Source organism: Caballeronia sp. BCC1704, from assembly GCF_902833455.1.
Taxonomy (GTDB): Bacteria; Pseudomonadota; Gammaproteobacteria; order Burkholderiales; family Burkholderiaceae; genus Caballeronia.
Genome location: NZ_CADFFT010000002.1, coordinates 178,145 through 200,319 on the forward strand (window position 1 = coordinate 178,145; position 22,175 = coordinate 200,319).

23 protein-coding genes are annotated in these 22,175 nt (G+C 64.0%); 18 read left to right on the top strand and 5 right to left on the bottom strand.

The annotated features are described in order from the left end of the window. The first annotated feature begins 36 nt into the window (after positions 1-36). Positions 37-885 (top strand): ureidoglycolate lyase, encoded by an 849-nt coding sequence (locus tag HWX53_RS10655; protein WP_175940823.1) that lies wholly within the window; start codon positions 37-39, stop codon positions 883-885. A gap of 67 nt (positions 886-952) precedes the next feature. Here HWX53_RS10655 and HWX53_RS10660 read toward each other — a convergent pair whose 3' ends face one another. Continuing rightward, on the bottom strand, positions 953-1,390 hold the full coding sequence (locus tag HWX53_RS10660) for a PaaI family thioesterase (RefSeq protein ID WP_175940824.1): 438 nt from the start codon (positions 1,388-1,390) through the stop codon (positions 953-955). A gap of 247 nt (positions 1,391-1,637) precedes the next feature. On the opposite strand from HWX53_RS10660, the gene HWX53_RS10665 reads away from it, so the two are divergent. Continuing rightward, a complete protein-coding gene (locus tag HWX53_RS10665) occupies positions 1,638-3,179 on the top strand; it encodes a methyl-accepting chemotaxis protein (protein WP_175940825.1) in 1,542 nt (513 codons plus the stop codon). Here HWX53_RS10665 and HWX53_RS10670 read toward each other — a convergent pair. Next, positions 3,176-4,288: an AGE family epimerase/isomerase gene (locus tag HWX53_RS10670; protein ID WP_175940826.1), complete on the bottom strand. Its 1,113-nt coding sequence runs from the start codon at positions 4,286-4,288 to the stop codon at positions 3,176-3,178. The genes HWX53_RS10665 and HWX53_RS10670 overlap by 4 nt on opposite strands. Positions 4,289-4,393: 105 nt before the next feature. Here HWX53_RS10670 and HWX53_RS10675 point away from each other — a divergent pair, with 105 nt between their 5' ends. The 7 genes from HWX53_RS10675 (at position 4,394) to HWX53_RS10705 (ending at position 10,372) form a co-directional block, all read left to right on the top strand. Beyond that, entirely contained in the window at positions 4,394-5,077 is a 684-nt protein-coding gene (locus HWX53_RS10675; protein ID WP_175940827.1) for an MgtC/SapB family protein, read from the top strand. Between the two features lie 120 nt (positions 5,078-5,197). Then, entirely contained in the window at positions 5,198-5,824 is a 627-nt protein-coding gene (locus HWX53_RS27595) for a hypothetical protein (RefSeq protein ID WP_244140068.1), read from the top strand. 214 nt (positions 5,825-6,038) lie between these two features. Next, positions 6,039-6,191, top strand: coding sequence for a hypothetical protein (locus HWX53_RS10685; protein ID WP_175940828.1), 153 nt, complete (start codon positions 6,039-6,041; stop codon positions 6,189-6,191). A 234-nt stretch (positions 6,192-6,425) separates the two neighbouring features. Continuing rightward, positions 6,426-7,043 (top strand): flavin reductase family protein, encoded by a 618-nt coding sequence (locus HWX53_RS10690; protein ID WP_175940829.1) that lies wholly within the window; start codon positions 6,426-6,428, stop codon positions 7,041-7,043. Positions 7,044-7,298: 255 nt separating this feature from the next. Next, positions 7,299-8,477, top strand: coding sequence for a glycine betaine/L-proline ABC transporter ATP-binding protein (locus tag HWX53_RS10695; protein WP_175940830.1), 1,179 nt, complete (start codon positions 7,299-7,301; stop codon positions 8,475-8,477). Further along, positions 8,470-9,372, top strand: coding sequence for a choline ABC transporter permease subunit (gene choW / locus HWX53_RS10700; protein ID WP_175940831.1), 903 nt, complete (start codon positions 8,470-8,472; stop codon positions 9,370-9,372). Before HWX53_RS10695 ends, choW begins: the two co-directional genes overlap by 8 nt. A gap of 7 nt (positions 9,373-9,379) precedes the next feature. Further along, positions 9,380-10,372: a GlxA family transcriptional regulator gene (locus HWX53_RS10705; protein WP_175940832.1), complete on the top strand. Its 993-nt coding sequence runs from the start codon at positions 9,380-9,382 to the stop codon at positions 10,370-10,372. Positions 10,373-10,411: 39 nt separating this feature from the next. Here HWX53_RS10705 and HWX53_RS10710 read toward each other — a convergent pair whose 3' ends face one another. From HWX53_RS10710 to HWX53_RS10720, 3 genes are all read right to left on the bottom strand, one after another. Then, the gene (locus tag HWX53_RS10710; protein ID WP_175940833.1) at positions 10,412-11,176 is read right to left on the bottom strand and encodes a class II aldolase/adducin family protein; all 765 of its coding nucleotides are present in this window, start codon (positions 11,174-11,176) and stop codon (positions 10,412-10,414) included. Between the two features lie 24 nt (positions 11,177-11,200). Beyond that, positions 11,201-12,286 (bottom strand): GlxA family transcriptional regulator, encoded by a 1,086-nt coding sequence (locus HWX53_RS10715; RefSeq protein ID WP_175940834.1) that lies wholly within the window; start codon positions 12,284-12,286, stop codon positions 11,201-11,203. 118 nt (positions 12,287-12,404) lie between these two features. Next, positions 12,405-12,719: a hypothetical protein gene (locus HWX53_RS10720; RefSeq protein ID WP_175940835.1), complete on the bottom strand. Its 315-nt coding sequence runs from the start codon at positions 12,717-12,719 to the stop codon at positions 12,405-12,407. 308 nt (positions 12,720-13,027) lie between these two features. Here HWX53_RS10720 and HWX53_RS10725 point away from each other — a divergent pair, with 308 nt between their 5' ends. The 9 genes from HWX53_RS10725 to HWX53_RS10765 are packed head-to-tail and all read left to right on the top strand — an operon-like array spanning position 13,028 to position 21,451. Then, entirely contained in the window at positions 13,028-14,422 is a 1,395-nt protein-coding gene (locus tag HWX53_RS10725) for an L-serine ammonia-lyase (RefSeq protein WP_175940836.1), read from the top strand. A gap of 25 nt (positions 14,423-14,447) precedes the next feature. Beyond that, complete coding sequence (locus HWX53_RS10730) at positions 14,448-15,692, top strand: sarcosine oxidase subunit beta family protein (RefSeq protein WP_175940837.1); 1,245 nt, start codon at positions 14,448-14,450, stop codon at positions 15,690-15,692. A 13-nt stretch (positions 15,693-15,705) separates the two neighbouring features. Next, positions 15,706-16,005 carry a sarcosine oxidase subunit delta gene (locus HWX53_RS10735; RefSeq protein WP_175940838.1) on the top strand — a complete coding sequence of 100 codons (300 nt, stop codon included), beginning with the start codon at positions 15,706-15,708 and terminating at the stop codon, positions 16,003-16,005. Then, positions 16,002-19,004: a sarcosine oxidase subunit alpha family protein gene (locus HWX53_RS10740; RefSeq protein WP_175940839.1), complete on the top strand. Its 3,003-nt coding sequence runs from the start codon at positions 16,002-16,004 to the stop codon at positions 19,002-19,004. The genes HWX53_RS10735 and HWX53_RS10740 overlap by 4 nt, the downstream gene beginning before the upstream one ends. Beyond that, complete coding sequence (locus HWX53_RS10745) at positions 18,994-19,659, top strand: sarcosine oxidase subunit gamma (RefSeq protein WP_175940840.1); 666 nt, start codon at positions 18,994-18,996, stop codon at positions 19,657-19,659. The genes HWX53_RS10740 and HWX53_RS10745 overlap by 11 nt, the downstream gene beginning before the upstream one ends. Then, on the top strand, positions 19,656-20,084 hold the full coding sequence (locus HWX53_RS10750; RefSeq protein ID WP_175940841.1) for a dihydroneopterin aldolase: 429 nt from the start codon (positions 19,656-19,658) through the stop codon (positions 20,082-20,084). The genes HWX53_RS10745 and HWX53_RS10750 overlap by 4 nt, the downstream gene beginning before the upstream one ends. Continuing rightward, complete coding sequence (locus HWX53_RS10755) at positions 20,081-20,344, top strand: hypothetical protein (protein WP_175940842.1); 264 nt, start codon at positions 20,081-20,083, stop codon at positions 20,342-20,344. Before HWX53_RS10750 ends, HWX53_RS10755 begins: the two co-directional genes overlap by 4 nt. 18 nt (positions 20,345-20,362) lie before the next feature. Next, positions 20,363-20,950 (top strand): type I-E CRISPR-associated protein Cas6/Cse3/CasE, encoded by a 588-nt coding sequence (gene cas6e, locus HWX53_RS10760; RefSeq protein WP_175940843.1) that lies wholly within the window; start codon positions 20,363-20,365, stop codon positions 20,948-20,950. Positions 20,951-20,965: 15 nt separating this feature from the next. Continuing rightward, positions 20,966-21,451, top strand: a complete 486-nt coding sequence (locus tag HWX53_RS10765; protein ID WP_244140069.1) for a CRISPR-associated endonuclease Cas1 — start codon at positions 20,966-20,968, stop codon at positions 21,449-21,451. The last annotated feature ends 724 nt before the right edge of the window (positions 21,452-22,175 follow it).

The window sequence follows — 22,175 nt, forward strand, 5'->3', positions numbered from 1 at the left end:
GCTTTTCAACTTTCAGAACCACGAGGATCACATCAGATGAAGCTGCTTCGTTACGGCCCCAAGGGTCAGGAAAAGCCGGGCCTGCTCGACGCGGACGGCCAGATTCGCGACCTTTCGTCGGTCGTGGGCGACATCGCCGGCGACACGCTGACCGATGCGGGCCTGGCGAAACTGCGCGCCGTCGATCCGGCGTCGCTGCCCGTCGTCGAGGGCAATCCGCGCATCGGACCGTGCGTGGCGCGCGTCGGCAAGTTCGTGTGCATCGGCCTGAATTACGCGGACCACGCCGCGGAATCGAACTTGCCGGTGCCGACCGAGCCGGTCATCTTCGGCAAGTGGACGAGCGCCATTTGCGGCCCGAATGACGACGTCGAGATTCCGCGCGACTCGAAGAAGACGGACTGGGAAGTCGAACTGGGCGTCGTGATTGGCAAAGAAGCGAAATACGTCGACGAAGCCACCGCGCTCGATTACGTCGCGGGCTATTGCGTGATCAACGACGTGTCCGAGCGCGAATGGCAGCTTGAACACGGTACGCAGTGGGACAAGGGCAAGGGTTTCGACACGTTCGGCCCGATCGGTCCGTGGCTCGTCACGAAGGACGAAATCGACGATCCGCAGAAACTCGATCTGTGGCTCGAAGTGGACGGCCATCGCTACCAGAACGGCAACACGAAGACGATGGTGTTTACGGTCGCGCAACTGGTCGCGTACTTGTCGAAGACGATGAGCCTGCAGCCCGGCGACATCATTTCCACCGGCACGCCGCCGGGCGTCGGCATGGGCGTGAAGCCGAGCCCGGTGTTCCTGAAAGCCGGTCAGACGATGCGTCTCGGCATTCAGGGCCTCGGCGAGCAGCAGCAGAAGACCGTCGCGGCCAAGTAATACCCCGCGCGTTCCAAACAGAAAACCTCGCCGCGGCGAGGTTTTTTGCTTCTGCGCGATAAGAAACCTACGCGTCGTAGAGCGCTTCGGCGGCGCCGTCGCCGATGCGCGTGATCGTGCCCTGTGCTACCGCGACGAGCCGCTCGGTATTGCCGTCGGTGACGAAAACATCGCATTGGCAAGTCGCCTGCGCCATGCCCGCATGAATCACGCGCGCCCGCGCCATCAGCGTGCCCGTCACCGCGGGGCGCAGATGATTGATCTTGAATTCGCCCGTGACCACCTTCGGACCGAGCCGCAATGCGCCTGCGAAGGTGAGCGCGTTATCGACCAGATAGCTCACCACGCCGCCATGCACGAAGCCGTGTTGTTGCCTCAATTCGTCGCGGATCGGCAGACACAGCGTGAGACTCGCTGAATCGACCTGCATCAGCTTGGTTCCAAGCAAGGCGCTGAACGGCTGCGCGTTCAGTGCACCGCGTGCGATATCGACAATCTCGGCCATTCGGACACTCCTTCGTGGGTTCGGCGCCGTCCTGCAAAGACAATATATAGCGTTCGCGCGCTTCGCAAGGAAGTTCGGCAAAAATCGTGCAATGGTGCGTTTCGGCGTGCCACGGCGCCCGGCGCCACCGGCATCGATTCTGCATAGACACGCTTTCCGGCTAACGATTCAAGCTTGTCGCGATGCCTGCCGTAAACCCGCACTGTCGCCGTCATGGAACGGTCAATCGTCAGTACGGGTGGAAGTGATGTTTGGAAAAATCAAGGTTGCATCAGGCTTGCTTGCGGTACTCGTCGTGTTCTGCGTCTTTCAACTCGTGACCGAAGGGCTGGGCTTCTGGTCGCTTTCGAAGACGCACGACGACGTCAATAATCTCTCGAACATCGCGCTGAAACAGGTCAACGCCGTCAACAAGACCACGCAGCATCTGATGGATGCGCGCATCAACCTGTCGCGCGCCGGTACGCGCATGGTGCGCGGCGGCACGGAGCCGGTCGAGATCGTGCAGCACGCGCGCGAAGAACTCGCGAGCGCGGAGAAGTCGTTCGGCGCTTTCATGAACGCGCCCAAGACCGGCGATGAAAACGTCGCGCGCATGAACGCGCTCCAGGCGAAGTACGCCGAATACGCGAAGGCGCTGTCGGAACTCGTGCAGTATCTCGACGCCGGCAATATTCAGGCGTTTCTCGATCAGCCGACGCAAGGCTTTCAGGATCGCTATCTCGCGGAACAGCAGAAGTTCGTCGATTTCGGCAATGCGTCGAGTAACGCGTACCTCGAATCGATCGACACGCGCTACGCATGGTTCCGCGCGGTGGGCATGGCGATCGCCGTCGCGTTGATCGGCGGCGTCGTGCTCGTGCACATCGCGCTGCGTCGCGGCGTCATCGCGCCGCTGGAAGAAGCCGGCCGCCACTTTGAGCGCATCGCGCAAGGCCGCCTCGACGAGCGCATCGCGGATCGCGGCACCAACGAAATCGGCCGCCTGTTCGCCGGTCTGGCCGCCATGCAGGCGAGCGTCGCGAACACCGTGAAGACCGTGCGCGAGACGTCGGAATCCATCAACTTCGGCGCGGACGAAATTGCGAGCGGCAACGCAGACTTGTCGGCGCGCACCGAGAATCAGGCGGCTTCGCTGGAAGAGACCGCATCGAGCATGGAAGAGCTGACCGCCACCGTGCGCCAGAACGCCGAACACGCCCGCGAAGCGAACGCGCTCGCGGGCGAAGCACTCGAAGCGACGTCGCGCGGGTCGAGCGTCGTGGACGACGTGGTCGACAAGATGCGCGTGATTGCGCAAAGCTCGGACAAGATCGCCGAGATCATTTCCGTCATCGACGGCATCGCGTTCCAGACGAACATCCTCGCGTTGAATGCGGCCGTCGAAGCGGCGCGCGCAGGCGAGCAGGGCCGCGGCTTCGCGGTCGTGGCGGGCGAAGTGCGCGGCCTCGCGCAGCGTTCGGCGCAATCGGCGAAGGAGATCAAGGAGTTGATCGGCGAATCCGTCGCTCAGGTCAGCGACGGCTCGGAACTGGTCGAGCGCGCCGGCTCCGCGATGCGCGAAGTGTCCACGTCGATCTCGCGCGTCACGCAGATGATGGCGGAGATCAGCGCGTCGTCGCTGGAGCAGAGCGTCGGCATCGAGCAGGTGAATCAGGCGGTCACGCAGATGGACGAGATGACGCAGCAGAACGCGGCGCTCGTCGAGCAGGCCGCGGCTGCCGCGTCTTCGCTGCACGAGCAGACGCGCCAGTTGAAGGCGGCGGTTTCGGTGTTCCAGCTCGCCTAAGCAGGCAACGACGCGTACGCCGTGGCGAGGTGATACGGCGTCGTCGACGGCATTTCCGCCCGGCTGATGCTGCCATCGGCCGAGCGGCACTCCACCCATCCCCGCGCGTGCAAGAAGCGCGCGGCGTATCGGCCGATCTGCTCGCCGAGCGCCTCTCCGCGCGTGGCGAGCGCCCGCAGATATTCCGTCTGCGCCCAGATGCGCTGCGTGCCGTCGATCGCGCGGCCGGTTTCATCGAGCGCGGCGAACACCCCGCCCGTCTTCTCTTCGATGCCGTGCTTCTGCGCGAAGTCGAACGCGCGTTCCAGCCGCTCGTCCAGCGCGACGGCCTTGAATGCGGCATGTCCGCTGCCTATCACCAGGAAATACCATTCGAACTGATGCCCCGGCTCCAGCCGGTTGTCGGCCGCGCCAATAGGCAATTCGGCGATGCAGCCCGTCGGCTCGTGCACGAACATGCGCGCGATCCATTCGGCGAGCGTCGCGAGGCGTGCGTCGTAGGCGGCGTCGCCCGTTGCTTCGCGGGCCGCGAGCCACGCTTCCGCGAGGTGCATCAGTGGGTTTTGCAGCGGACCTTCCAACGTCGCGGAGAAATCTTCCGCCAAGACGGCGTTCAGTACTTCCCCGTCATGCGCAAACCGCGTCTCGATGAGCTTCGCCGTTTCGTCGAGGACGGCGAACGCGCGCGCCGATCCGCTCTTGCGCGCGTAATGCGCGCACGCAAAAACGACGAACGCGTGCGTGTACAAGTCCTTCTGCCGCTCGAGCGGCGCGCCGTTTGCATCCACGCTATAGAACCAACCGCCGTTGCGCCTGTCGTGAAAGTAGTGCTGCAACGACTCGAACAAGGTCGCGGCGTGATCGAGATCGCCGGCATCCGTGAAAACGAAAAGTTGCCGCGCGCACGCCATCGCGCGATAACGCTTGGGCGGCAGCGGCGCGTGGTCGTCGGGACCGACGGCTTCGAACGGCAGACGCAGCGTCGCGTGGAAGCCGGGGCCGCGCCACAGCGGAAGCACGACGTTCGCGTAATGCGCGCGCAGCGCCGCGCCGGTGTGAAGATGCGCGGACGGCGTCGATGGCGCGCCGGGCGTGGATGGATGTTGCATGCGACAGTCTTTAGAAGTGTTCCGAGAGGCGCTACGGCGTAGCCTGGCAAGCATAGCAAACGGCGCTCGCCGCGCGACAAGCCGGTATCACGAGGAGAGAAAAACATGTTGAACAACGTCGAACTTGTTTCCCGGCTCGTCATGGCCGCCCTGCTCGGCAGCGTGATTGGCTTCGAGCGCGAGCGGCTTTCGTGGGCCGCCGGGCTGCGCACGCATATGCTCGTGTGCGTCGGCTCGGCGTTGATCATGATCGTGTCCGCGTTCGGATTCGCGGATGCGCTCAAGGCGGAGCATGTGGTGCTGGACCCATCGCGCGTGGCGGCGCAGGTCGTGTCGGGCATCGGCTTTCTCGGCGCGGGCTCGATCCTTTTGCGCGGCGAGATCGTCCGCGGCCTGACGACGGCGGCGAGCCTGTGGTCCGTCGCGGCAATCGGGCTCGCGGTCGGTGGCGGCCTGTACACGGCGTCGATCGCGGCGACCGCGATCATCCTCGTCATTCTGGCGGGGCTGAAGCCGCTCGAGCGACGTTTCATCTCGGTGAGGCAGCGCCGACAACTGACGATGCTCGTCGATCGCGGCTCGCTCTCGTTTCATGCGCTGCACGAGGCGCTCGGGCCGGGCAGCGTGCGCGTGAAGCAGTTCGTCGTGCAGCAGAGCGAAGAGTCGCCCGATTCGGACGAAGTGCAAGTGGAGTTGTCGCGCGTATCCGAAGCGGAGTATCGGTCGATCTGCGCGCGCTTGCGGCAACTCGAGGTCGTCCGCGAGTTTCGCGAAGACGGCACCGTCTGAGCGGCGGCGCGCGAATGCATCGCACGCATGCGAAATTGAACGCCGAAACATCGCGCAAAGCCGCTGGATAAGGGCCGCAGCCGTGCGACAATGCGGCCTCGAAATTTATTGCCGGACCGCGTGGGCGCGCTGCGCGCCAGCAGTTACGGCCGCAGTCTTTCGATCCGCAGCTTCCGACCTATGCCAGATTCCGCTGTACCCCGAAATCCTGACGTCTCATCGGACGATACCGTTCCTTCCGCGAAAGCCAGCCGCCGGAGTCCGGCGCGCACCGCGCAGCGCGTCGCCCAACTGCGCGAAGCGATCCGCCCCGGCGAAACGCTCGACCTCTTCGCCGAGGACGCGGAACGCGCCACCCAGCAGGCGATGAACACCGATATCCGTCAGGGCACGTTCGAGGGCTTCGAGTTGCCGGAGGTGTTTCTGGCGGCGGTGGAATCGTCGGCAACGCGGCGCGCAGCGCGTGCAGCGGCGCCGGCCGAAGCGCCGGCAGAGACGCCGATGCAAGGCGATCTGATCACGGATTCACCTGATTCAGGCGACGAAGCCCCGACGCTCCTTGCTACCACGACCGCTTTTCCTTCGCCCGATACCGTCTCGCTCGATCGGCACGTCGCGGCGGTTGCCTCGCACTCGTTCCAGTCGTTCGCATGGCTCTTGTGCGCCATGCTCGCGACCTACGCCAGCGTCATCGCGCAGCCGGTGACCTGCCTCCCCACCGTTCCCGACCTTCTCAGCCCGCAATAGCGCGCTGCGGCAATGTGCCTCGGCGTGGCCCGCGATGTCCGTCACGCGGCCGCTTCCGTCCCGCCCCTAATTCGCAGCCGGTCAAAAAAACCGTGTCTGTAGAAAAACTACAACATTTTTGGGAAGTAAATGCTGCATTGCACTAGGAATCCGGCAGGGCAAACCCTATAATCATGCCTAAGGGAAAACCCTCAATCACCAACCGGAGTCTCACATGAGCTACCTCTTCGCACTGCTGCAAAAACTCGCTTCGTTCTTCGAATCGCCGCACCTGCCGATGGACAAAGACTACTCCTATCAAGCACGTTTCCGTGAATCCGAGCGTCAGCGCAAGGCACGCGGCACGGCTTTCGGCATCCGTCTGTAATGCGCGGCTAAAGGCGGCGCGGGACACACACTAGAAGCAATATGCGACGGCAAGCGCCGTACACCCGCCCGCCAGTTCTGTAGTTTTTCTAGCAGTTTTCTAGCATCTCACTTCCGCGCTCACAAGCGCGCGACACGGCATCATTTCCCCTGCAGTTTTTCCGCGCCCGTCGTCCGACGAGCCGCCGCGGTATCCTTTCGTTCTCACGAACCCTCGCGCATTGCGCGGCCCCTCATGACCGGCGACACCCACTTCTACGATCCGAGCGAAGGCCACGGCCTGCCGCATGACCCATTCAAGGCAATCGTCGCGCCGCGCGTCATCGGCTGGATCTCCAGCCGCACCGCCGAAGGCGGCGTGAACCTCGCACCGTACAGCTTCTTCGGCGCGTTCGCGACGTTCCCTTACGTGATCGGCTTCTCCAGCGAAGGCCGCAAGGACAGCATCAGCAACATCGAGGCGACCGGCGAATTCGTCTGGAATATGTCGACGCGCCCGCTCGCCGAGCGCATGAACCGCACGTCCGCGCCGGTGGCGCCAGAGATCGACGAATTCGAGCTCGCAGGCTTGACGAAAGCGCCCGGCCGCAATGTCGACGTGCCGCATGTGGCCGAGTCGCCGGCGGCGCTCGAATGCCGGCTGCTGCAAGTGGTGCGCATCCACGATCTCGCCGGCCAGCCGATGAACAACTGGCTCGCGCTCGGGCAGGTGGTGGGCGTGCATATCCGGAGCGAGTTTTTGAAGGACGGTCTCTTCGATACCGCCGCCGCGCGCCCGATCATGCGCGCGGGTTATCGCGCGGACTACGCCGAGATCGGCGAAATGTTCCAGATGATTCGCCCGAGCGCCTGACCCCAAAGGCGAAAACATCGGCTTCGCGCCGCGACTTGTCGTGGCGCGACACGCGTCCACCGTTGCGCGCTTCTCTCTCTTCTTCCGCAAAGCCTTGTCCTGCAAGGGCGTCCGGCTGTCCACCGCGAAACTGCGACAAATCGGTGTCGTATTTCCACATGTGATTGTCGCAAATAGTCGGCTCACGGCACTTTTTTCTGGCAACTATGTATGCAGAGCGCGGAAGCGCGTCCGCCACGGTTCTGGAGAATGTCGATGGATTCCCCCAAGGTAGTGGTCGAAGGGCTGTGCAAAGTGTTTGGCAGCAACCCCAAACAGGCGATCGACCTGTTGGCCGGCGGTGCGTCGAAGGAAGAGGTGTTTTCGCGTACCGGCCAGATTGTCGGCGTCCACAACGTCTCGTTCGATGTCAGGGAAGGCGAGATCTTCGTGCTGATGGGCCTGTCCGGCTCCGGCAAATCCACGCTGATTCGCCTCATCAACCGGCTTGTCGATCCGACCGCCGGCAAGGTGCTGATCGACGGGCGCGATGTGGCCGCCGTGCCGCGCTCGGAACTCACGGCGCTGCGCCGCCGCGACATGAGCATGGTGTTCCAGTCGTTCGCGCTGATGCCGCAACGCACGGTGCTGTCCAACGCCGCGTTCGGGCTGGAAGTGGCGGGCGTCGGACGCAAGGAACGCGAATCGCGCGCCATGACCGTGCTCGAACAAGTGGGCCTCGCGCCCTTCGCGCAAAAGCTGCCGTCGCAATTGTCGGGCGGCATGCAGCAGCGCGTGGGCCTTGCGCGGGCGCTCGCCGTCAATCCTTCGCTGATGATCATGGACGAAGCGTTTTCCGCGCTCGATCCGCTCAAGCGCAAGGAAATGCAGAACGTGCTGCTCGATCTTCAGCGCGAGCAGCGCCGCACGATTCTCTTCGTCTCGCACGATCTCGAAGAAGCCATGCGCATCGGCACGCGCATCGCGATCATGGAAGGCGGCCGCGTGGTGCAGATCGGCACGCCGCAGGAAATCATCAAGAATCCCGCCGACGACTACGTGCAAGCCTTCTTCGAAGGCATCGACACGAGCCGTTACCTCACGGCCGGCGATCTCATGCAGACCGATGCCGTGCCCGTCATGAAGCATTCGCCGCAGATCGACGCATCGAGCGTCGCGAAGACGCTCAACGGCAGCGCGGAATACGCGTTTGTGCTGGACGCCGAGCGCCGCATTCGCGGCTTCGTCGGGCGCGACGCCACGGGCAACGCCGTGCCGCAAATCCATCATGTCGAATGCATTCAGCGAACCATGACGCTCGACGACGTGGTGAATCGCGTGGTCGCGAGTCCCGCGCCGCTGCCCGTCGTCGATGCAGACGGTTCGTACTGTGGTTCGGTCAACAAGACGAACGTGCTCCAGGTCTTAACGCGCCATCGAGGTTCCCATGTCTGAAATCATTCCGCTCGGTAGCTGGGTCGATCACGGCGTCCACTATCTGCTCGATCACGACGCCAAAACGTTCGACTCCATCGGCAAAGTCATCGAGAGCTTCGCTGCGCTCATCGAACACGGCCTGCAGGCCATTCCGATGTGGGCGCTCATGGCGATCTTCGTCGGCATCGGCTTGTGGCGCGTCGGCTGGCGTTTCGCGGCGTTCACGCTGCTCTCGCTCTTGCTCGTCTACGCGACAGGCTTCTGGGATCAGATGGTCATCACGCTAGGTCTTACGTTGTCCTCAACGTTTATCAGCTTGTTGCTCGGCGTGCCGCTCGGCATCTGGACCGCCAAGAGCAAGATGGTCGAAATGGTCGTGCGCCCCGTGCTCGACCTCATGCAGACCATGCCTGCCTTCGTGTATCTGATTCCGGCCGCGATGCTGTTCGGCCTCGGCCGCGTGCCCGGCATTCTGTCGACCGTCATCTTCGCGATGCCGCCCGCAGTGCGTCTCACATCGCTCGGCATCAAGCATGTGAATCGCGAGATCGTGGAAGCGGGTCAGGCATTCGGCTGCACGCCGTGGCAACTGCTCTACAAGGTGCAGATTCCAAACGCGCTGCCGTCCATCATGACCGGCGTGAATCAGACCATCATGATGGCGCTGTCGATGGTCATCATCGCGTCGATGGTCGGCGCGGGCGGCCTCGGCAACGACGTGCTGGCGAGCATTCAGCGGCTGGATATCGGCCTGGGCTTCGAGAGCGGCTTGTCGGTGGTGTTGCTCGCGATCATTCTCGATCGCATCACGGAGAGCTTCGGACGTTCGCCGGGCATGGCTCGCGCGCCGCTTCTCTCGGGCTTCAAGTCCGTGATGCGCGTGCGCCGCGCGCCGGCCGCGCAACAAGGTTGATGCACCTATGAAGCGCGATGCGATCGCCCCCGCAGCCGCCGATTCGCCGCTCGCCCATCTCGCGCACTTCGGCTTTCTGACGCTGCCGAACTTCTCGATGATCGCGTTCACGAGCGCGGTCGAAGTGCTGCGCATGGCGAACTACATCGGCCGAGCGGAGCACTACAGATGGTCGGTCATCACGCCGGACGGCGAGCCGGCGCGCGCGAGCAACGGCATGACGGTCAAGCCCGCGACCACGCTCGACGAAGCGGGCATGCCGGACGTGCTGATCGTGTGTGGCGGCTGGCACGTCGCCGATTATGTCGACGACACGGTGATCGCGCTCTTGCAGCGCGCGCATGAGGCGGGCGTGCCGCTGGGCGGCATCTGCACCGGGCCGTATGCGCTCCTTGCGGCGAAGCTGCTGGACGGCTACCGCTGCACGCTGCACTGGGAAGACATGTCGCCGGTCAACAAGCGCTTCCCGCATGTGCGCTTCGCCGACGAGCTTTTCGTGATCGATCGTGACCGCGTGACCTGCACGGGCGGCACCGCGCCGCTCGATTTGATGCTCAATCTCGTGAGCCTGCGGCTCGGGCAGGCGCATGCGGCGCAAGTGTCGGAACAGTTCATCGTCGAGCGCATACGTGGCTCGACCGACTATCAGCATATTCCGGTGGATGCGCGCGTCGGCTTCTCGCGGGCCGAACTGGTGGAAGTCGTGCGGCTGATGGAAGCGAACATCGAAGAGCCGCTGTCGCTCGACGAACTCGCGCGGCTCGTGCATCTTTCGCAGCGGCATCTTCAGCGCATGTTCAAGATGTTCCTCAGCGTGTCGCCGACGCACTACTACCTGACCCTGCGCCTGCGCCGCGCCCGCGATCTGTTGCGCAACACGGATGCATCGATCGCGCGCGTGACGAGCGTCTGCGGTTTCCATTCGCCTTGCCATTTCAGCAAGGCGTATCGCGCGCAATTCGGCCATGCGCCGAGCGCGGAGCGGCGTCTTTCCGCTTGACGCCGCCGTTGCGCGTTGCGTCGCGAAGCTAGCTGACAGTCACGTTCGGTAATCCGTCTTGCCGCCTTCGATCATGCGCAGCGCGGCCTGCCATTGCAGCGCGGTAATGCTTTCCATGCTGTCGCTGCGATACTGCGCGGCGGTCGTTTCGCACACTTCGGGCGAAGGCAGATTGAGCTCGCCGCCGCCCGCGAGCGCGCGCAGCTGAATTTCGCAGGCCCGTTCCAGAAAATAGATTTCCTGAAACGCAGCGGGAATCGAACTGCCGCATGCAAGCAGGCCGTGATTGCGCAGGATCATCGCGTTATGCGGGCCGAGATCGTTGACGAGACGATCCCGCTCGGCGAGATCCAGCGCGATGCCTTCGTAGTCGTGATAGCTGATCTGCCCGTAGTACTTCAGCGCATGCTGGCTAATGGGCAAGAGCCCCTGCTTCTGCGCGGAGACCGCCGCGCCCGCCGGCGTATGCGTATGCACAACGCAAACCACATCCGGCCGCGCCATGTGAATGGCCGAGTGAATGGTGAAGCCCGCCGGATTCACGCGATACCGCTCGGGATGCTCGGCCGCGTTCGCATCGACCGGACGGCCTTCGCTGTCGATGCGCACGAGGTCCGACGCGCGCATTTCGTCGAAGAGCACGCCGTATCGGTTGATGAGGAAGTGATGCTCCGGCCCCGGCACGCGCGCGCTGATGTGCGTGAAGATCATGTCGGTCCAGCGAAAATGCGCGATGACGCGATACAGCGCCGCCAGGTCACAGCGTAGCGCCCACTCTTGCTCCGAATATCCGTGAGTCTCCATGCCAGTCTCCTTCGTTGGAATTGGTCAGATGGCCTGCGCGCGGCCGGGAAACGTCTCGTCGTAGTCCATTGCGTGATGCACTTCCTCGGTGTCTGCCCCGCGCTGCTCGCGATACATCATCGGCGGCAGACCGAACTGCTTGCGAAATTCGCGGCCGAGGTGCGATGCATCGGAGAAACCGCAGCTCGACGCGATATCGGCCACCGTCTTGTCCGAACTCGTCAGCAGCCACGCGGCCGTGCGCAGCCGCACCTGCTTGGCATACGCCTGCGGCGCCTTGCCCGTCTCGGCCTTGAAGAGGCGTTCGAGTTGCCGCGTCGACATGTCCAGCTTGTGCGCGAGTTCATCGAGCGTGAGCGAACGGCCGACGTGCTGCTCCATCAGAAGAATCGCGCGCTTGACCTTCGGATGCGTGGCGGGCGCGAGGCCCGGCGGATGCGGCTGCGGCGCGTTGCCTTTCTGCATGTCGTCGACGAGCAGAATGCGCAGCGCCTTTTGCACCGTCGCGGTCTCGAAGTGCCGCAGCAGAATGGCGGCCGCCACGTCGATGGAAGCACGCCCGCCCGAACATGTGATGCGCCGTCTGTCGATCACGAACAGCCGGTCCGCGACGAGCAGTTGCTCGTCCGCTTGAGGAAAACGCTCGACGAAATCCCAGTAGTGGAACCAGCTCACGCAGACGCGATGGCCGTCGAGCACGCCGGCGCGCATCAGCGTGAAAACGCCCGTGCACATGCCGACGATGGTCGCGTCGCGGGCGGCGGCGCGGCGAATGAATTGCAGCGTGGCATCGCTCGCGGAAGCCCCGGAATGCAGCAGGCCGCCGACGACGACCACATAGTCGAACGGTTCGGCCTGCTCGTAGGTTTCCCACGGCGTGATCTGGATGCCGCAGCTCGCGCGCACCGGCGAGAGCGTTTCGCCGATCACGCTCCACGAGCAGCGCACCGGGCGGCTGAAGTCGCCTTCGTCAGCGGAAAGACGCAGCAGATCGACGAAGCCGGAGAACGCGGTCAGCGTGAAGTTCGGCAACAGCACGATGCCGAAGCGGATGCGCGATTTCGATTGGCCGTCGATGGAAAGCGGCGGAAGAGATTCTGCGGGATTCATGCGCGTGCGGTGCGGCGGCTCTGGGGTATGCGGCGAGCATAACACCGGGCACGCGCAACGGGCGCATCGTCAGAAAGGAAGGAAACGCCGCGCAGAACGCGCGGCGTGAAGCGATGAATCAGGCGCCGAGAACCGCGAACGCCCAGGCGAACACGCCGCCGATCAGCGCGCCCGTCGAACGGCCGAGCAGGCTCGCGACGGTGTAATCGCCCCAGCGCTGCTCGACCTCGGCTTTCAACACGCCGAAGTAGCGCAAAACCGGATCGATGGAGCAGACGAGCATCAGCGCGACCCACAAAGGCGCTTCGCGGGTGAGCACGTGTTCGGGAGCCAGAACGCCTGTCGCCTGAAGCGCGCCGACGACGCCGGCGCCGACAAGAAACGCGAAGACCCAGGACTTGAAGAACTGATCGGGAAGAGCGTGACTTTCCATTGCTGCAAACGGGTTAAACGGGGGACTGGAAGACGAGAGACGCATTCGCGCGGGCTCTCACGGACCTAGGGAATATACCGAGACGTATTTGTTTAGCCGTTCGGAGCAATCTCAAAAATGCCCCGGTTTGCAACGAAACTGCGCAGGAACGCGCTGCGGCCTGCGCGCTCTGGTAAGCGCTGACGCCGCCATCCCATTTCCATGCCGTTTTTGTTCTATCTGCCGGAATTGCGGTTTGGTGCAATGAGGCCATGTCGAACGCGCTCGCTCATTCGAACGACGCGAACCGCCAACCTTGAGGCCACGCCATGAATGTCAGCGTTTTCGATCTGTTCAAGATCGGCATCGGACCTTCCAGCTCGCATACCGTCGGGCCGATGATCGCGGCGTGCCGCTTCGCGTCGCACATCGAGGACGCGAACCTGCTCGGCTTCGTCACCCGCGTGCGGGCCGAGTTGTTCGGCTCGCTCGGCGCGACGGGCAAGGGCCACGGCACCGACAAGGCCGTGCTGCTCGGCCTCGAAGGCAATCTCCCCGATCTGATCGATCCGGACGCGATCGCGCCGCGCCTCGCCGACATCCGCGCGACGAAGCGTCTGAATTTGCTCGGCAAGCGCGCCATCGTGTTCGACGAGCGCGAGCATATCGGCTTCTATCGCAAGCTGATGCCGGGCGCGGCGGGATCGAGCATGGTGCATCCGAACGGCATGCGCTTTCAGGCGTTCGATGAAAACGGTCAACTGCTCGTCGAGAAGGAGTATTACTCGGTCGGCGGCGGCTTCGTCACGAACCGCGAAGGCGAGCGCGTCAACGGTGTGCGGGCGGGCGCGAGCGTGCCGTATCCGTTTCGTACCGGCGACGATCTCATGCGCATCTGCCGGGAGACAGGTCTGTCTATCGCCGATGTCGCAATGAAGAACGAGTGCGCGAATCGCAGCGAACATGAAGTGCGCGAGGGCATGCTGGCCGTGTGGCGTGTGATGGCCGCGTGCGTCGAGCGCGGCTGCAAGGAGCGCGGCGATCTGCCGGGACCGATGCAGGTCAAGCGCCGCGCCGCGGATCTGTGCGCGCAACTGCGCTCGCGTTCCGAGGAATCGCTGCGCGATCCGCTCTCGATGCTCGACTGGGTGAACCTCTACGCGATGGCCGTCAACGAAGAAAACGCTTCGGGCGGGCGCGTGGTCACTGCGCCGACCAACGGCGCGGCCGGCGTGATTCCCGCCGTGCTGCACTACTACGTGAAGTTCATGCACGGCGCGAACGACGAAGGCATCGTGCGGTTCCTTCTGACGGCGGCAGCCATCGGCATCATCTACAAGGAAACGGCTTCGATCTCCGGCGCGGAAGTCGGCTGTCAGGGCGAGGTGGGCGTCGCGTGCTCGATGGCCGCCGCCGCGCTCGCAGCCGTGATGGGCGGCACGCCCGCGCAAGTGGAAAACGCCGCTGAAATAGGCATGGAACACAACCTCGGCATGACGTGCGATCCCGTCGGCGGCCTCGTGCAGATTCCGTGCATCGAGCGCAACGCGATGGGCGCGATCAAGGCGATCAACGCCGCGCGCATGGCGATGAAGGGCGACGGCCAGCATTACGTGTCGCTGGATTCGGTCATCAAGACCATGCGCGAAACGGGCGCGGACATGAAGACGAAATACAAGGAGACGTCGCGCGGCGGGCTGGCCGTGAACGTCATCGAGTGCTGAAACACCGCTACGAAGGAAGAGACACATGAGCCGCTATTCGATATTCAGCCTGCTGCGCAACGGCATGTCGTATCACGAGAACTGGGAGCGCCAATGGCGCAGCCCGGAGCCCAAGCGCGAATACGACGTGGTGATCGTCGGCGGCGGCGGGCACGGGCTCGCGACGGCCTACTATCTCGCGAAAGAGCACGGCATCACGAACGTTGCGATTCTGGAGAAGGGCTGGATCGGCGGCGGCAATACCGCGCGCAATACGACCATCGTGCGTTCCAACTATCTGTGGGACGAATCCGCCGCGCTGTACGAGAAGGCGATGAAGCTGTGGGAAGGCCTCTCGCAAGACCTCAACTACAACGTGATGTTCAGCCAGCGCGGCGTGATGAACCTCGCGCACACGCTGCAAGACGTGCGCGATACCGAGCGCCGCGTGAATGCGAACCGGCTCAATGGCGTCGATGCCGAGTTCCTCACGCCCGCGCAAATCAAGGAGATCGAGCCGACCATCAACCTCAACAGCCGTTATCCGGTGCTGGGCGCGTCGATCCAGCGGCGCGGCGGCGTCGCGCGTCACGATGCGGTGGCCTGGGGCTTCGCGCGCGGCGCGGATCAGGCGGGCGTGGACATCATCCAGAACTGTCAGGTGGTGGGCATTCGGCGTGAGGGCAACCGCGTGACCGGCGTCGATACTACCAAAGGCCATATCAAGGCGAAGAAGGTTGCGATCGTCGCGGCCGGCAACACGACGACGCTCGCCGACATGGCGGGCGTGCGGCTGCCGCTCGAAAGCCATCCGTTGCAGGCGCTCGTGTCCGAGCCGATCAAGCCGGTGGTCAACACAGTGGTCATGTCGAACGCGGTGCACGCGTACATCAGCCAGTCCGACAAGGGCGATCTCGTGATCGGCGCGGGCGTTGATCAATACACGGGCTTCGGGCAGCGCGGCAGCTTCCAGATCATCGAAGGCACGCTGGAAGCGATCGTCGAGATGTTCCCCGTGTTCTCGCGCGTGCGCATGAACCGCCAGTGGGGCGGCATCGTCGATGTCTCGCCGGACGCATGCCCGATCATCAGCAAGACCGACGTGAAGGGCCTCTACTTCAATTGCGGCTGGGGCACGGGCGGCTTCAAGGCAACGCCGGGTTCCGGCTGGGCGTACGCGCACACCATCGCGAAAGACGAGCCGCACCCGCTGAATGCGCCGTTCTCGCTCGACCGCTTCTATACCGGCCATCTGATTGACGAACACGGCGCGGCTGCTGTGGCGCACTAAAGGAGTACTGAACATGTTGCTGATCGAATGCCCCTGGTGCGGGCCGCGCGCCGAAAGCGAATTTTCCTGCGGCGGCGAAGCGGACATCGCGCGCCCGCTGGAAACGGAAAAGCTCACCGACAAGGAATGGGGCGATTACCTCTTCATGCGCAAGAACCCGCGCGGCGTGCATCGCGAGCAATGGATGCATGCGCAAGGCTGCCGCCGCTGGTTCAAGGCGCAGCGTGACACGGTGACCTACGAGATTCAGGGCTACGAGACGTTCGACCGTCCGCTGGCTGTGATGGACAACAAGGAGGGAGCGTCGAAATGAGCCAGAAAGACCGACTCGCCACGGGCGGGCGCATCAATCGCGCCATCGCGCTGACCTTCACGTTCAACGGCAAGACGTATCAAGGCTATCAGGGCGACACGCTCGCGTCTGCGTTGCTCGCTAACGGACAACACTTCGTCGCGCGAAGCTGGAAGTATCACCGGCCGCGCGGCATCGTGACGGCGGGCGTGGAAGAACCGAATGCGGTCGTGCAGCTCGAAAAGGGCGCTTATACGGTGCCGAACGCGCGCGCGACCGAAGTGGAGCTGTATCAGGGACTCGTCGCGGAGAGCGTGAACGCGAAGCCGAACATCGAGAACGATCGCATGGCGATCAATCAGAAGATCGCGCGTTTCATTCCGGCGGGCTTCTACTACAAGACGTTCATGTGGCCGCGCAAGCTGTGGCCCAAGTACGAAGAAGTCATTCGCGATGCAGCCGGTCTCGGCAAGGCGCCCGAAGAACGCGATGCGGACCGCTACGACAAGTGCTTCGCGCATTGCGACGTGCTCGTGGTCGGCGGCGGACCGTCGGGTCTCGCTGCGGCGTATGCGGCGGGCTTGTCCGGCGCGCGCGTGATTCTCGTCGACGATCAGCGCGAACTGGGCGGCTCGCTGCTCTCGTGCCGCGCGGAGATCGACGGCAAACCCGCGCTGCACTGGGTGCAGAAAATCGAGGCCGAACTGCGTACGATGCCCGACGTGAAGATACTTTCGCGCAGCACGGCGTTCGGGTATCAGGACCACAATCTCGTGACGGTGACGCAGCGCCTGACCGATCACTTGCCCGTGTCGATGCGCAAGGGCACGCGCGAACTGATGTGGAAAGTGCGGGCGAAGCGCGTGATTCTCGCGACGGGCGCGCACGAGCGTCCCATCGTGTTCGGCAACAACGATCTGCCCGGCGTGATGCTGGCGTCCGCGGTATCGACGTATCTGCATCGCTATGCGGTGCTGCCGGGCCGCAACGCCGTGGTGTTCGCCAACAACGACGACGCCTATCAATGCGCGCTCGATCTCAAGGCGGCAGGCGCGCAGGTCACGGTTGTCGATCCGCGTCCTGCCGAAACGAAGGGCGCATTGCCCGCCGCCGCGCGACGCTACGGCGTGCGCGTGATGAACAACGCCGTGGTGACGGCGGCGCACGGCAAGCTGCGCGTGTCGTCGGTGGAAGTGGCTTCGTATGCGAACGGCACGGTCGGCGCGAAGCAAGCGGACCTGCCTTGCGATCTCGTCGCGATGTCCGGCGGATGGAGCCCGGTGCTGCATCTCTTCGCACAATCCGGCGGCAAGGCGCATTGGCACGATGAGAAGGCATGCTTCGTCCCCGGCAAGGCGATGCAGGCGGAGACGAGCGTCGGCGCATGCGCGGGCGACTTCACGCTGGCACGCGGCATTCGGTTCGGTCTCGAAGCGGGCGCGGAAGCGGCGCGCGCAGCGGGACATATCGTGGCGCGGACGCAGCCGGTGAAGGTCGCGGAGATCGCGGAAGCGCCGATCATGCCGCTGTGGCTCGTCGGCGGACGCGAACTCGCGACGCGCGGACCGAAGCAGTTTGTCGATTTCCAGAACGACGTTTCCGCGGCCGACATCTATCTCGCCGCGCGCGAAGGCTTCGAATCGGTCGAGCACGTCAAGCGTTATACGGCGATGGGCTTCGGAACGGATCAGGGCAAGCTCGGCAACATCAACGGCATGGCGATTCTTGCGCAGGCGCTCGGCAAGACCATTCCGGAGACAGGCACCACCACGTTCCGCCCGAACTACACGCCTGTCACGTTCGGCACGTTCGCGGGCCGCGAACTGGGTGAATTTCTCGATCCCGTGCGCAAGACCGCCATTCACGAATGGCACGTGCAGAACGGCGCGATGTTCGAGGACGTCGGCAACTGGAAGCGCCCGTGGTACTACCCGAAGGCCGGCGAAGAAATGCACGCGGCGGTCGCGCGTGAATCGCTCGCGGTGCGTCAGAGCGTCGGCATTCTAGATGCATCGACGCTCGGCAAGATCGACATTCAAGGCCCCGATGCCGCGAAGCTGCTGAACTGGGTCTACACGAACCCGTGGAGCAAGCTGGAAGTCGGCAAATGCCGCTATGGCCTGATGCTCGACGAGAACGGCATGATCTTCGACGACGGCGTCACCGTGCGCCTCGCCGAACATCACTACATGATGACGACGACCACCGGCGGCGCGGCGCGCGTGCTCACGTGGCTCGAACGCTGGCTGCAAACCGAATGGCCCGACATGCGCGTGCGGCTCGCATCGGTGACGGACCATTGGGCAACGTTCGCCGTGGTCGGACCGAATAGCCGCAAGGTGCTGCAAAGGGTGTGTCAGGACATCGACTTCGCCAACGCCGCGTTCCCGTTCATGAGCTATCGCGATGGCACGGTGGCGGGTGCATCGGCGCGTGTCATGCGCATCAGCTTCTCGGGCGAACTGGCTTACGAAGTGAACGTGCCGGCGAACGTGGGCCGCGCGGTGTGGGAAGCCATCATGGAAGCGGGCGCGGAGTTCGACATCACGCCGTACGGCACCGAAACGATGCACGTGCTGCGCGCGGAGAAGGGCTACATCATCGTCGGGCAAGATACCGATGGCTCGATGACGCCGTTCGACCTCGGCATGGGCGGCCTCGTCGCGAAGTCGAAAGACTTCATCGGCAAGCGCTCGCTCACGCGCTCGGATACCGCGAAGGCGGGACGCAAGCAGTTCGTCGGCTTGCTCACGGACGATCCTTCGTTCGTGCTGCCGGAGGGATCGCAGATCGTCGCGGGTCCGTTCCAGGGCGATACCGCGCCGATGCTCGGCCATGTGACGTCCAGCTATTACAGCCCTGTTTTGAAGCGTTCGATTGCGTTGGCCGTCGTGAAGGGCGGGCTCGACAAGATCGGCGAAACCGTCACGATTCCGCTTGCGAGCGGCAAGCAGATCAACGCGAAAATCACCAGTTCGGTGTTCTACGACAGCGAAGGAGCACGTCAACATGTGGAATGAAACCAAAGGTTCCTCGACCGTTGTGGATCGCATGGCAGTCGGGCAGAGCAGCCTCGGCCCGACGTGGCAGGAGTCGCCGCTCGTGGGCGCGGATGCGCTGATGAAGGCGCATCATGCGGGCGCGTCGAAGGCGTTTCGCTTGACGGAGCGTCCGTTCCTGCAACTCGTGAACGTGCGCGGCGATACACGCGATGCCGCGTTCATGCACGCGGCGGAAAGCGTGATCGGCTGCGCGCCGCCTTCGATGCCGAACACCATCGCGAAGGGCAACGGCTACGACATGCTGTGGCTCGGGCCGGACGAATGGCTTGTGGTGTCCGAGGCGCAGCACGATGCATCGCGCGCGGCGCCGCTCGAAGCGCGATTGCGCGATGCCTTCGCGGGCGCGTTCGCATCGGCGGTGGATATCGGCAGCGGTTATACGGTGCTCGATATCGACGGTCCTCGCACGCGCGATGTGCTTTCGCGCGGCTGTCCGCTGGATTTGCATCCGAAGGTCTTCGGCGCGGGGCAGTGTGCGCAGAGCCACTACTTCAAGGCGTCGATCACGCTGGTGCCGCTGGGCGGCGATCGCTTCGAAATCATCGTGCGTCGCAGCTTCGCGGATTACTTCGTGAAGATCATGCTCGATGCGGCCGAGCCGCTGCTCGCATGAAGCCGTACGAGCCGTTGCATACGGGCGGACAAGGATGGCGCGTGATCGTCGATGAACTCGTCGTGATGACGCGCGTCGGGCTTTATGAGCACGAGCATCGCGCGCCACAGGCTATATCCATCGATGCGAGCCTGCGGTATCGCGGCATGCCTCGCGAAGACGAGCTGATCGATTACGAGGCCTGGTGCAATCGCGTGACGGTGTATCTGCAAGAGAAGACGCATACGCGCTTGCTCGAAACGCTTGCGGTGGAGATTGCCGCGTTATCGTTCGATGCATGGCCGGCGCTCGATGCGCTGACGCTTGCGCTCCACAAGCCGAAGATTCGCGAGGGCACGCGAAGGCTCGCGCTCGAACTCGACTGGCGGCGCGCGGATTACGATGCGTGGCGAGTGCAACAGGCGCTTGCTGTGTCGAGCGCATGAACGCATCGCGCGATGCGGCGGCGCGGCTTTCCGAACGCGCTTGTAAGGAGCACGATGCGCAGGCGGCGCTGGCGCTGCTCGATCGGAGCATCGCGTTGGGGCATCGGCGGATTGCGCTGATTCGGTATTTGCACGCGCAGTATCTCGGTGCGGCGCTTGAGGGGCGGCATCATGTGTACGTTAAGGAGGTCGCTTCGAGGTTGAGTGGGGAGGCGTTGGTGGGGGTGGTGAAGGCGGCGCGGGGGAGGTTGGGGGGTTAGGGGTTGAGTTGTCTCCGTATGGGCGGAGGAAGCGCGAGAGCGAGAGCGAGAAGAGAGAGCGTGTGCGGCCTATCTCCGTATTCGCGGAGGAACCCGACCGCTGCACTTCAGGCCACCGCCACCGCAGGACCTATCTCCGCATACGCGGAGGAACCGCGACCGCCATCTGCTTGTCGCCCCACTGCGTGGGCCTATCTCCGGTTACCCACGCGCCGCCGCAAGCGCGCCGACGAGAAAAGAGTCCGCGAACGCGATGCGTTTCTGGTCGCGTGTTCGCAAAGACCCGAAGACGACGATCTGCGACGCGAGGCCGTCTATGCCGAATGGCTGAACGAACAGTTCCGATCGACCGGAGCGGCCAGTGTGCTCGAAGCTCGTATGACGCGGTTCCAGCTCACGCCGGTGCTTCGTCGCACGCAAGCCGTTGCCGGCGACGGCACGCCTCGGCAGTCACGTTCCATCAACGGCCCGGATGCGGTGTTTACCGGACACTTGCGTGTAGAAGAGCCGGATGCTTTCGCTCGGCTGCTTGCGCGCGGCGTCGGACGGCATCGGGCATTTGGGTTCGGCATGTTGGTGCTGAAGCCTGCCTCTATCGACGGTTGATCGCGCAGGCGCGACATGCTGGAGGGGCGGCTGGGGCTCGACACGTCGCGCGTGCCGCATGGGGATCGTCACGGGCTCCTGTGGCTGGAGCGCGGTGAACTGAGCGTTATCGATGGATGCCTGCATTTCGCGAGGGGGCAATACGTTGATCAGATTCCGCATCAGTCGGTATCCATGGTTCTGCTCGGCCCCGGCGGCAGCGTAACGCATGACGCACTGCGGTTGCTTGCGCGCCACGGCACCCTGCTTGCCGCGGTTGGCGCGAGCGGCGTGCGCGGTTACACCGCGTTGCCGCTCATGCCGGATCGCTCGGATGTCGCGCGGCGGCAGGCCGAGCTGTGGGGCAGCGCGCGCCGACGCCTGGCCGTTGCGCGGCACATGTATGCGCTGCGGTTGGGCGAGGTGCTGACGCATCGCGATCTGGATACGCTGTGCGGCATCGAAGGGGCGCGCGTGAAGACGATCTATCGGTTGCGCGCGCAGCAATTCGGCATCGATTGAAACGGACGGCACTCAATCATCGGGTTATGTGGGAGAGGTTCCTCCGCGTACGCGGAGATAGACCACGCTTGCTGCCGAGCACGACGACGAGCGCCGCGGTTCCTCCGCGTACGCGGAGATAGGCCGGCGACCGGCGAATACGACGAAGCGAACTGGTAGGTTCCTCCGCGTACGTGGAGATAGGCCCGAATACGCGATCAGCCAGCAACAGCGGGACTGGGTTCCTCCGCGTAAGCGGAGATAGGCCCGGCGGAGTCAAGACGCAGACACAAGGGGCCAAGGTTCCTCCGCCTACGCGGAGATAGGCCCTCGAGCCAGGCCGGCTCGTCCAGTTGTTCGAGGGTTCCTCCGCATACGCGGAGATAGGCCCGACGCGCACGGTGCGATCGGCGCCGAAATGGCGGTTCCTCCGGCTACCCGGAGATAGGCCCACCGATGGAAGGGAAGACATCGGCCTGATGCAGGTTCCTCCGTGTACGCTGAGATAGGCCCGCATCGTGCGGACTAATCGGCATTACGCCGCAGGTTCCTCGCGTACGCGGAGATAGGCCCTGGACACCACCGCACCAGATCGTAGATGAGCCGGTGCCTCCGCGTACGCGGAGATAGGCTCGTGGCGGGCGGCATGCTGAGTGCCGGTTGGCCTGTTCCTCCGCGCACGCGGAGATAGACCCACCCTCTGGAATGCCTCCTCGTGCTGCCAGGGGGTTCCTCCGCACACGCG

Coding starts and splice junctions, on each gene's coding strand:
- HWX53_RS10655 (WP_175940823.1), top strand. CDS start 37: ATGAAGCTGCTTCGTTACGGCCCCAAGGGTCAGGAAAAGCCGGGCCTG.
- HWX53_RS10660 (WP_175940824.1), bottom strand. CDS start 1,390: ATGGCCGAGATTGTCGATATCGCACGCGGTGCACTGAACGCGCAGCCG.
- HWX53_RS10665 (WP_175940825.1), top strand. CDS start 1,638: ATGTTTGGAAAAATCAAGGTTGCATCAGGCTTGCTTGCGGTACTCGTC.
- HWX53_RS10670 (WP_175940826.1), bottom strand. CDS start 4,288: ATGCAACATCCATCCACGCCCGGCGCGCCATCGACGCCGTCCGCGCAT.
- HWX53_RS10675 (WP_175940827.1), top strand. CDS start 4,394: ATGTTGAACAACGTCGAACTTGTTTCCCGGCTCGTCATGGCCGCCCTG.
- HWX53_RS10685 (WP_175940828.1), top strand. CDS start 6,039: ATGAGCTACCTCTTCGCACTGCTGCAAAAACTCGCTTCGTTCTTCGAA.
- HWX53_RS10690 (WP_175940829.1), top strand. CDS start 6,426: ATGACCGGCGACACCCACTTCTACGATCCGAGCGAAGGCCACGGCCTG.
- HWX53_RS10695 (WP_175940830.1), top strand. CDS start 7,299: ATGGATTCCCCCAAGGTAGTGGTCGAAGGGCTGTGCAAAGTGTTTGGC.
- choW (WP_175940831.1), top strand. CDS start 8,470: ATGTCTGAAATCATTCCGCTCGGTAGCTGGGTCGATCACGGCGTCCAC.
- HWX53_RS10705 (WP_175940832.1), top strand. CDS start 9,380: ATGAAGCGCGATGCGATCGCCCCCGCAGCCGCCGATTCGCCGCTCGCC.
- HWX53_RS10710 (WP_175940833.1), bottom strand. CDS start 11,176: ATGGAGACTCACGGATATTCGGAGCAAGAGTGGGCGCTACGCTGTGAC.
- HWX53_RS10715 (WP_175940834.1), bottom strand. CDS start 12,286: ATGAATCCCGCAGAATCTCTTCCGCCGCTTTCCATCGACGGCCAATCG.
- HWX53_RS10720 (WP_175940835.1), bottom strand. CDS start 12,719: ATGGAAAGTCACGCTCTTCCCGATCAGTTCTTCAAGTCCTGGGTCTTC.
- HWX53_RS10725 (WP_175940836.1), top strand. CDS start 13,028: ATGAATGTCAGCGTTTTCGATCTGTTCAAGATCGGCATCGGACCTTCC.
- HWX53_RS10730 (WP_175940837.1), top strand. CDS start 14,448: ATGAGCCGCTATTCGATATTCAGCCTGCTGCGCAACGGCATGTCGTAT.
- HWX53_RS10735 (WP_175940838.1), top strand. CDS start 15,706: ATGTTGCTGATCGAATGCCCCTGGTGCGGGCCGCGCGCCGAAAGCGAA.
- HWX53_RS10740 (WP_175940839.1), top strand. CDS start 16,002: ATGAGCCAGAAAGACCGACTCGCCACGGGCGGGCGCATCAATCGCGCC.
- HWX53_RS10745 (WP_175940840.1), top strand. CDS start 18,994: ATGTGGAATGAAACCAAAGGTTCCTCGACCGTTGTGGATCGCATGGCA.
- HWX53_RS10750 (WP_175940841.1), top strand. CDS start 19,656: ATGAAGCCGTACGAGCCGTTGCATACGGGCGGACAAGGATGGCGCGTG.
- HWX53_RS10755 (WP_175940842.1), top strand. CDS start 20,081: ATGAACGCATCGCGCGATGCGGCGGCGCGGCTTTCCGAACGCGCTTGT.
- cas6e (WP_175940843.1), top strand. CDS start 20,363: ATGGGCGGAGGAAGCGCGAGAGCGAGAGCGAGAAGAGAGAGCGTGTGC.
- HWX53_RS10765 (WP_244140069.1), top strand. CDS start 20,966: ATGCTGGAGGGGCGGCTGGGGCTCGACACGTCGCGCGTGCCGCATGGG.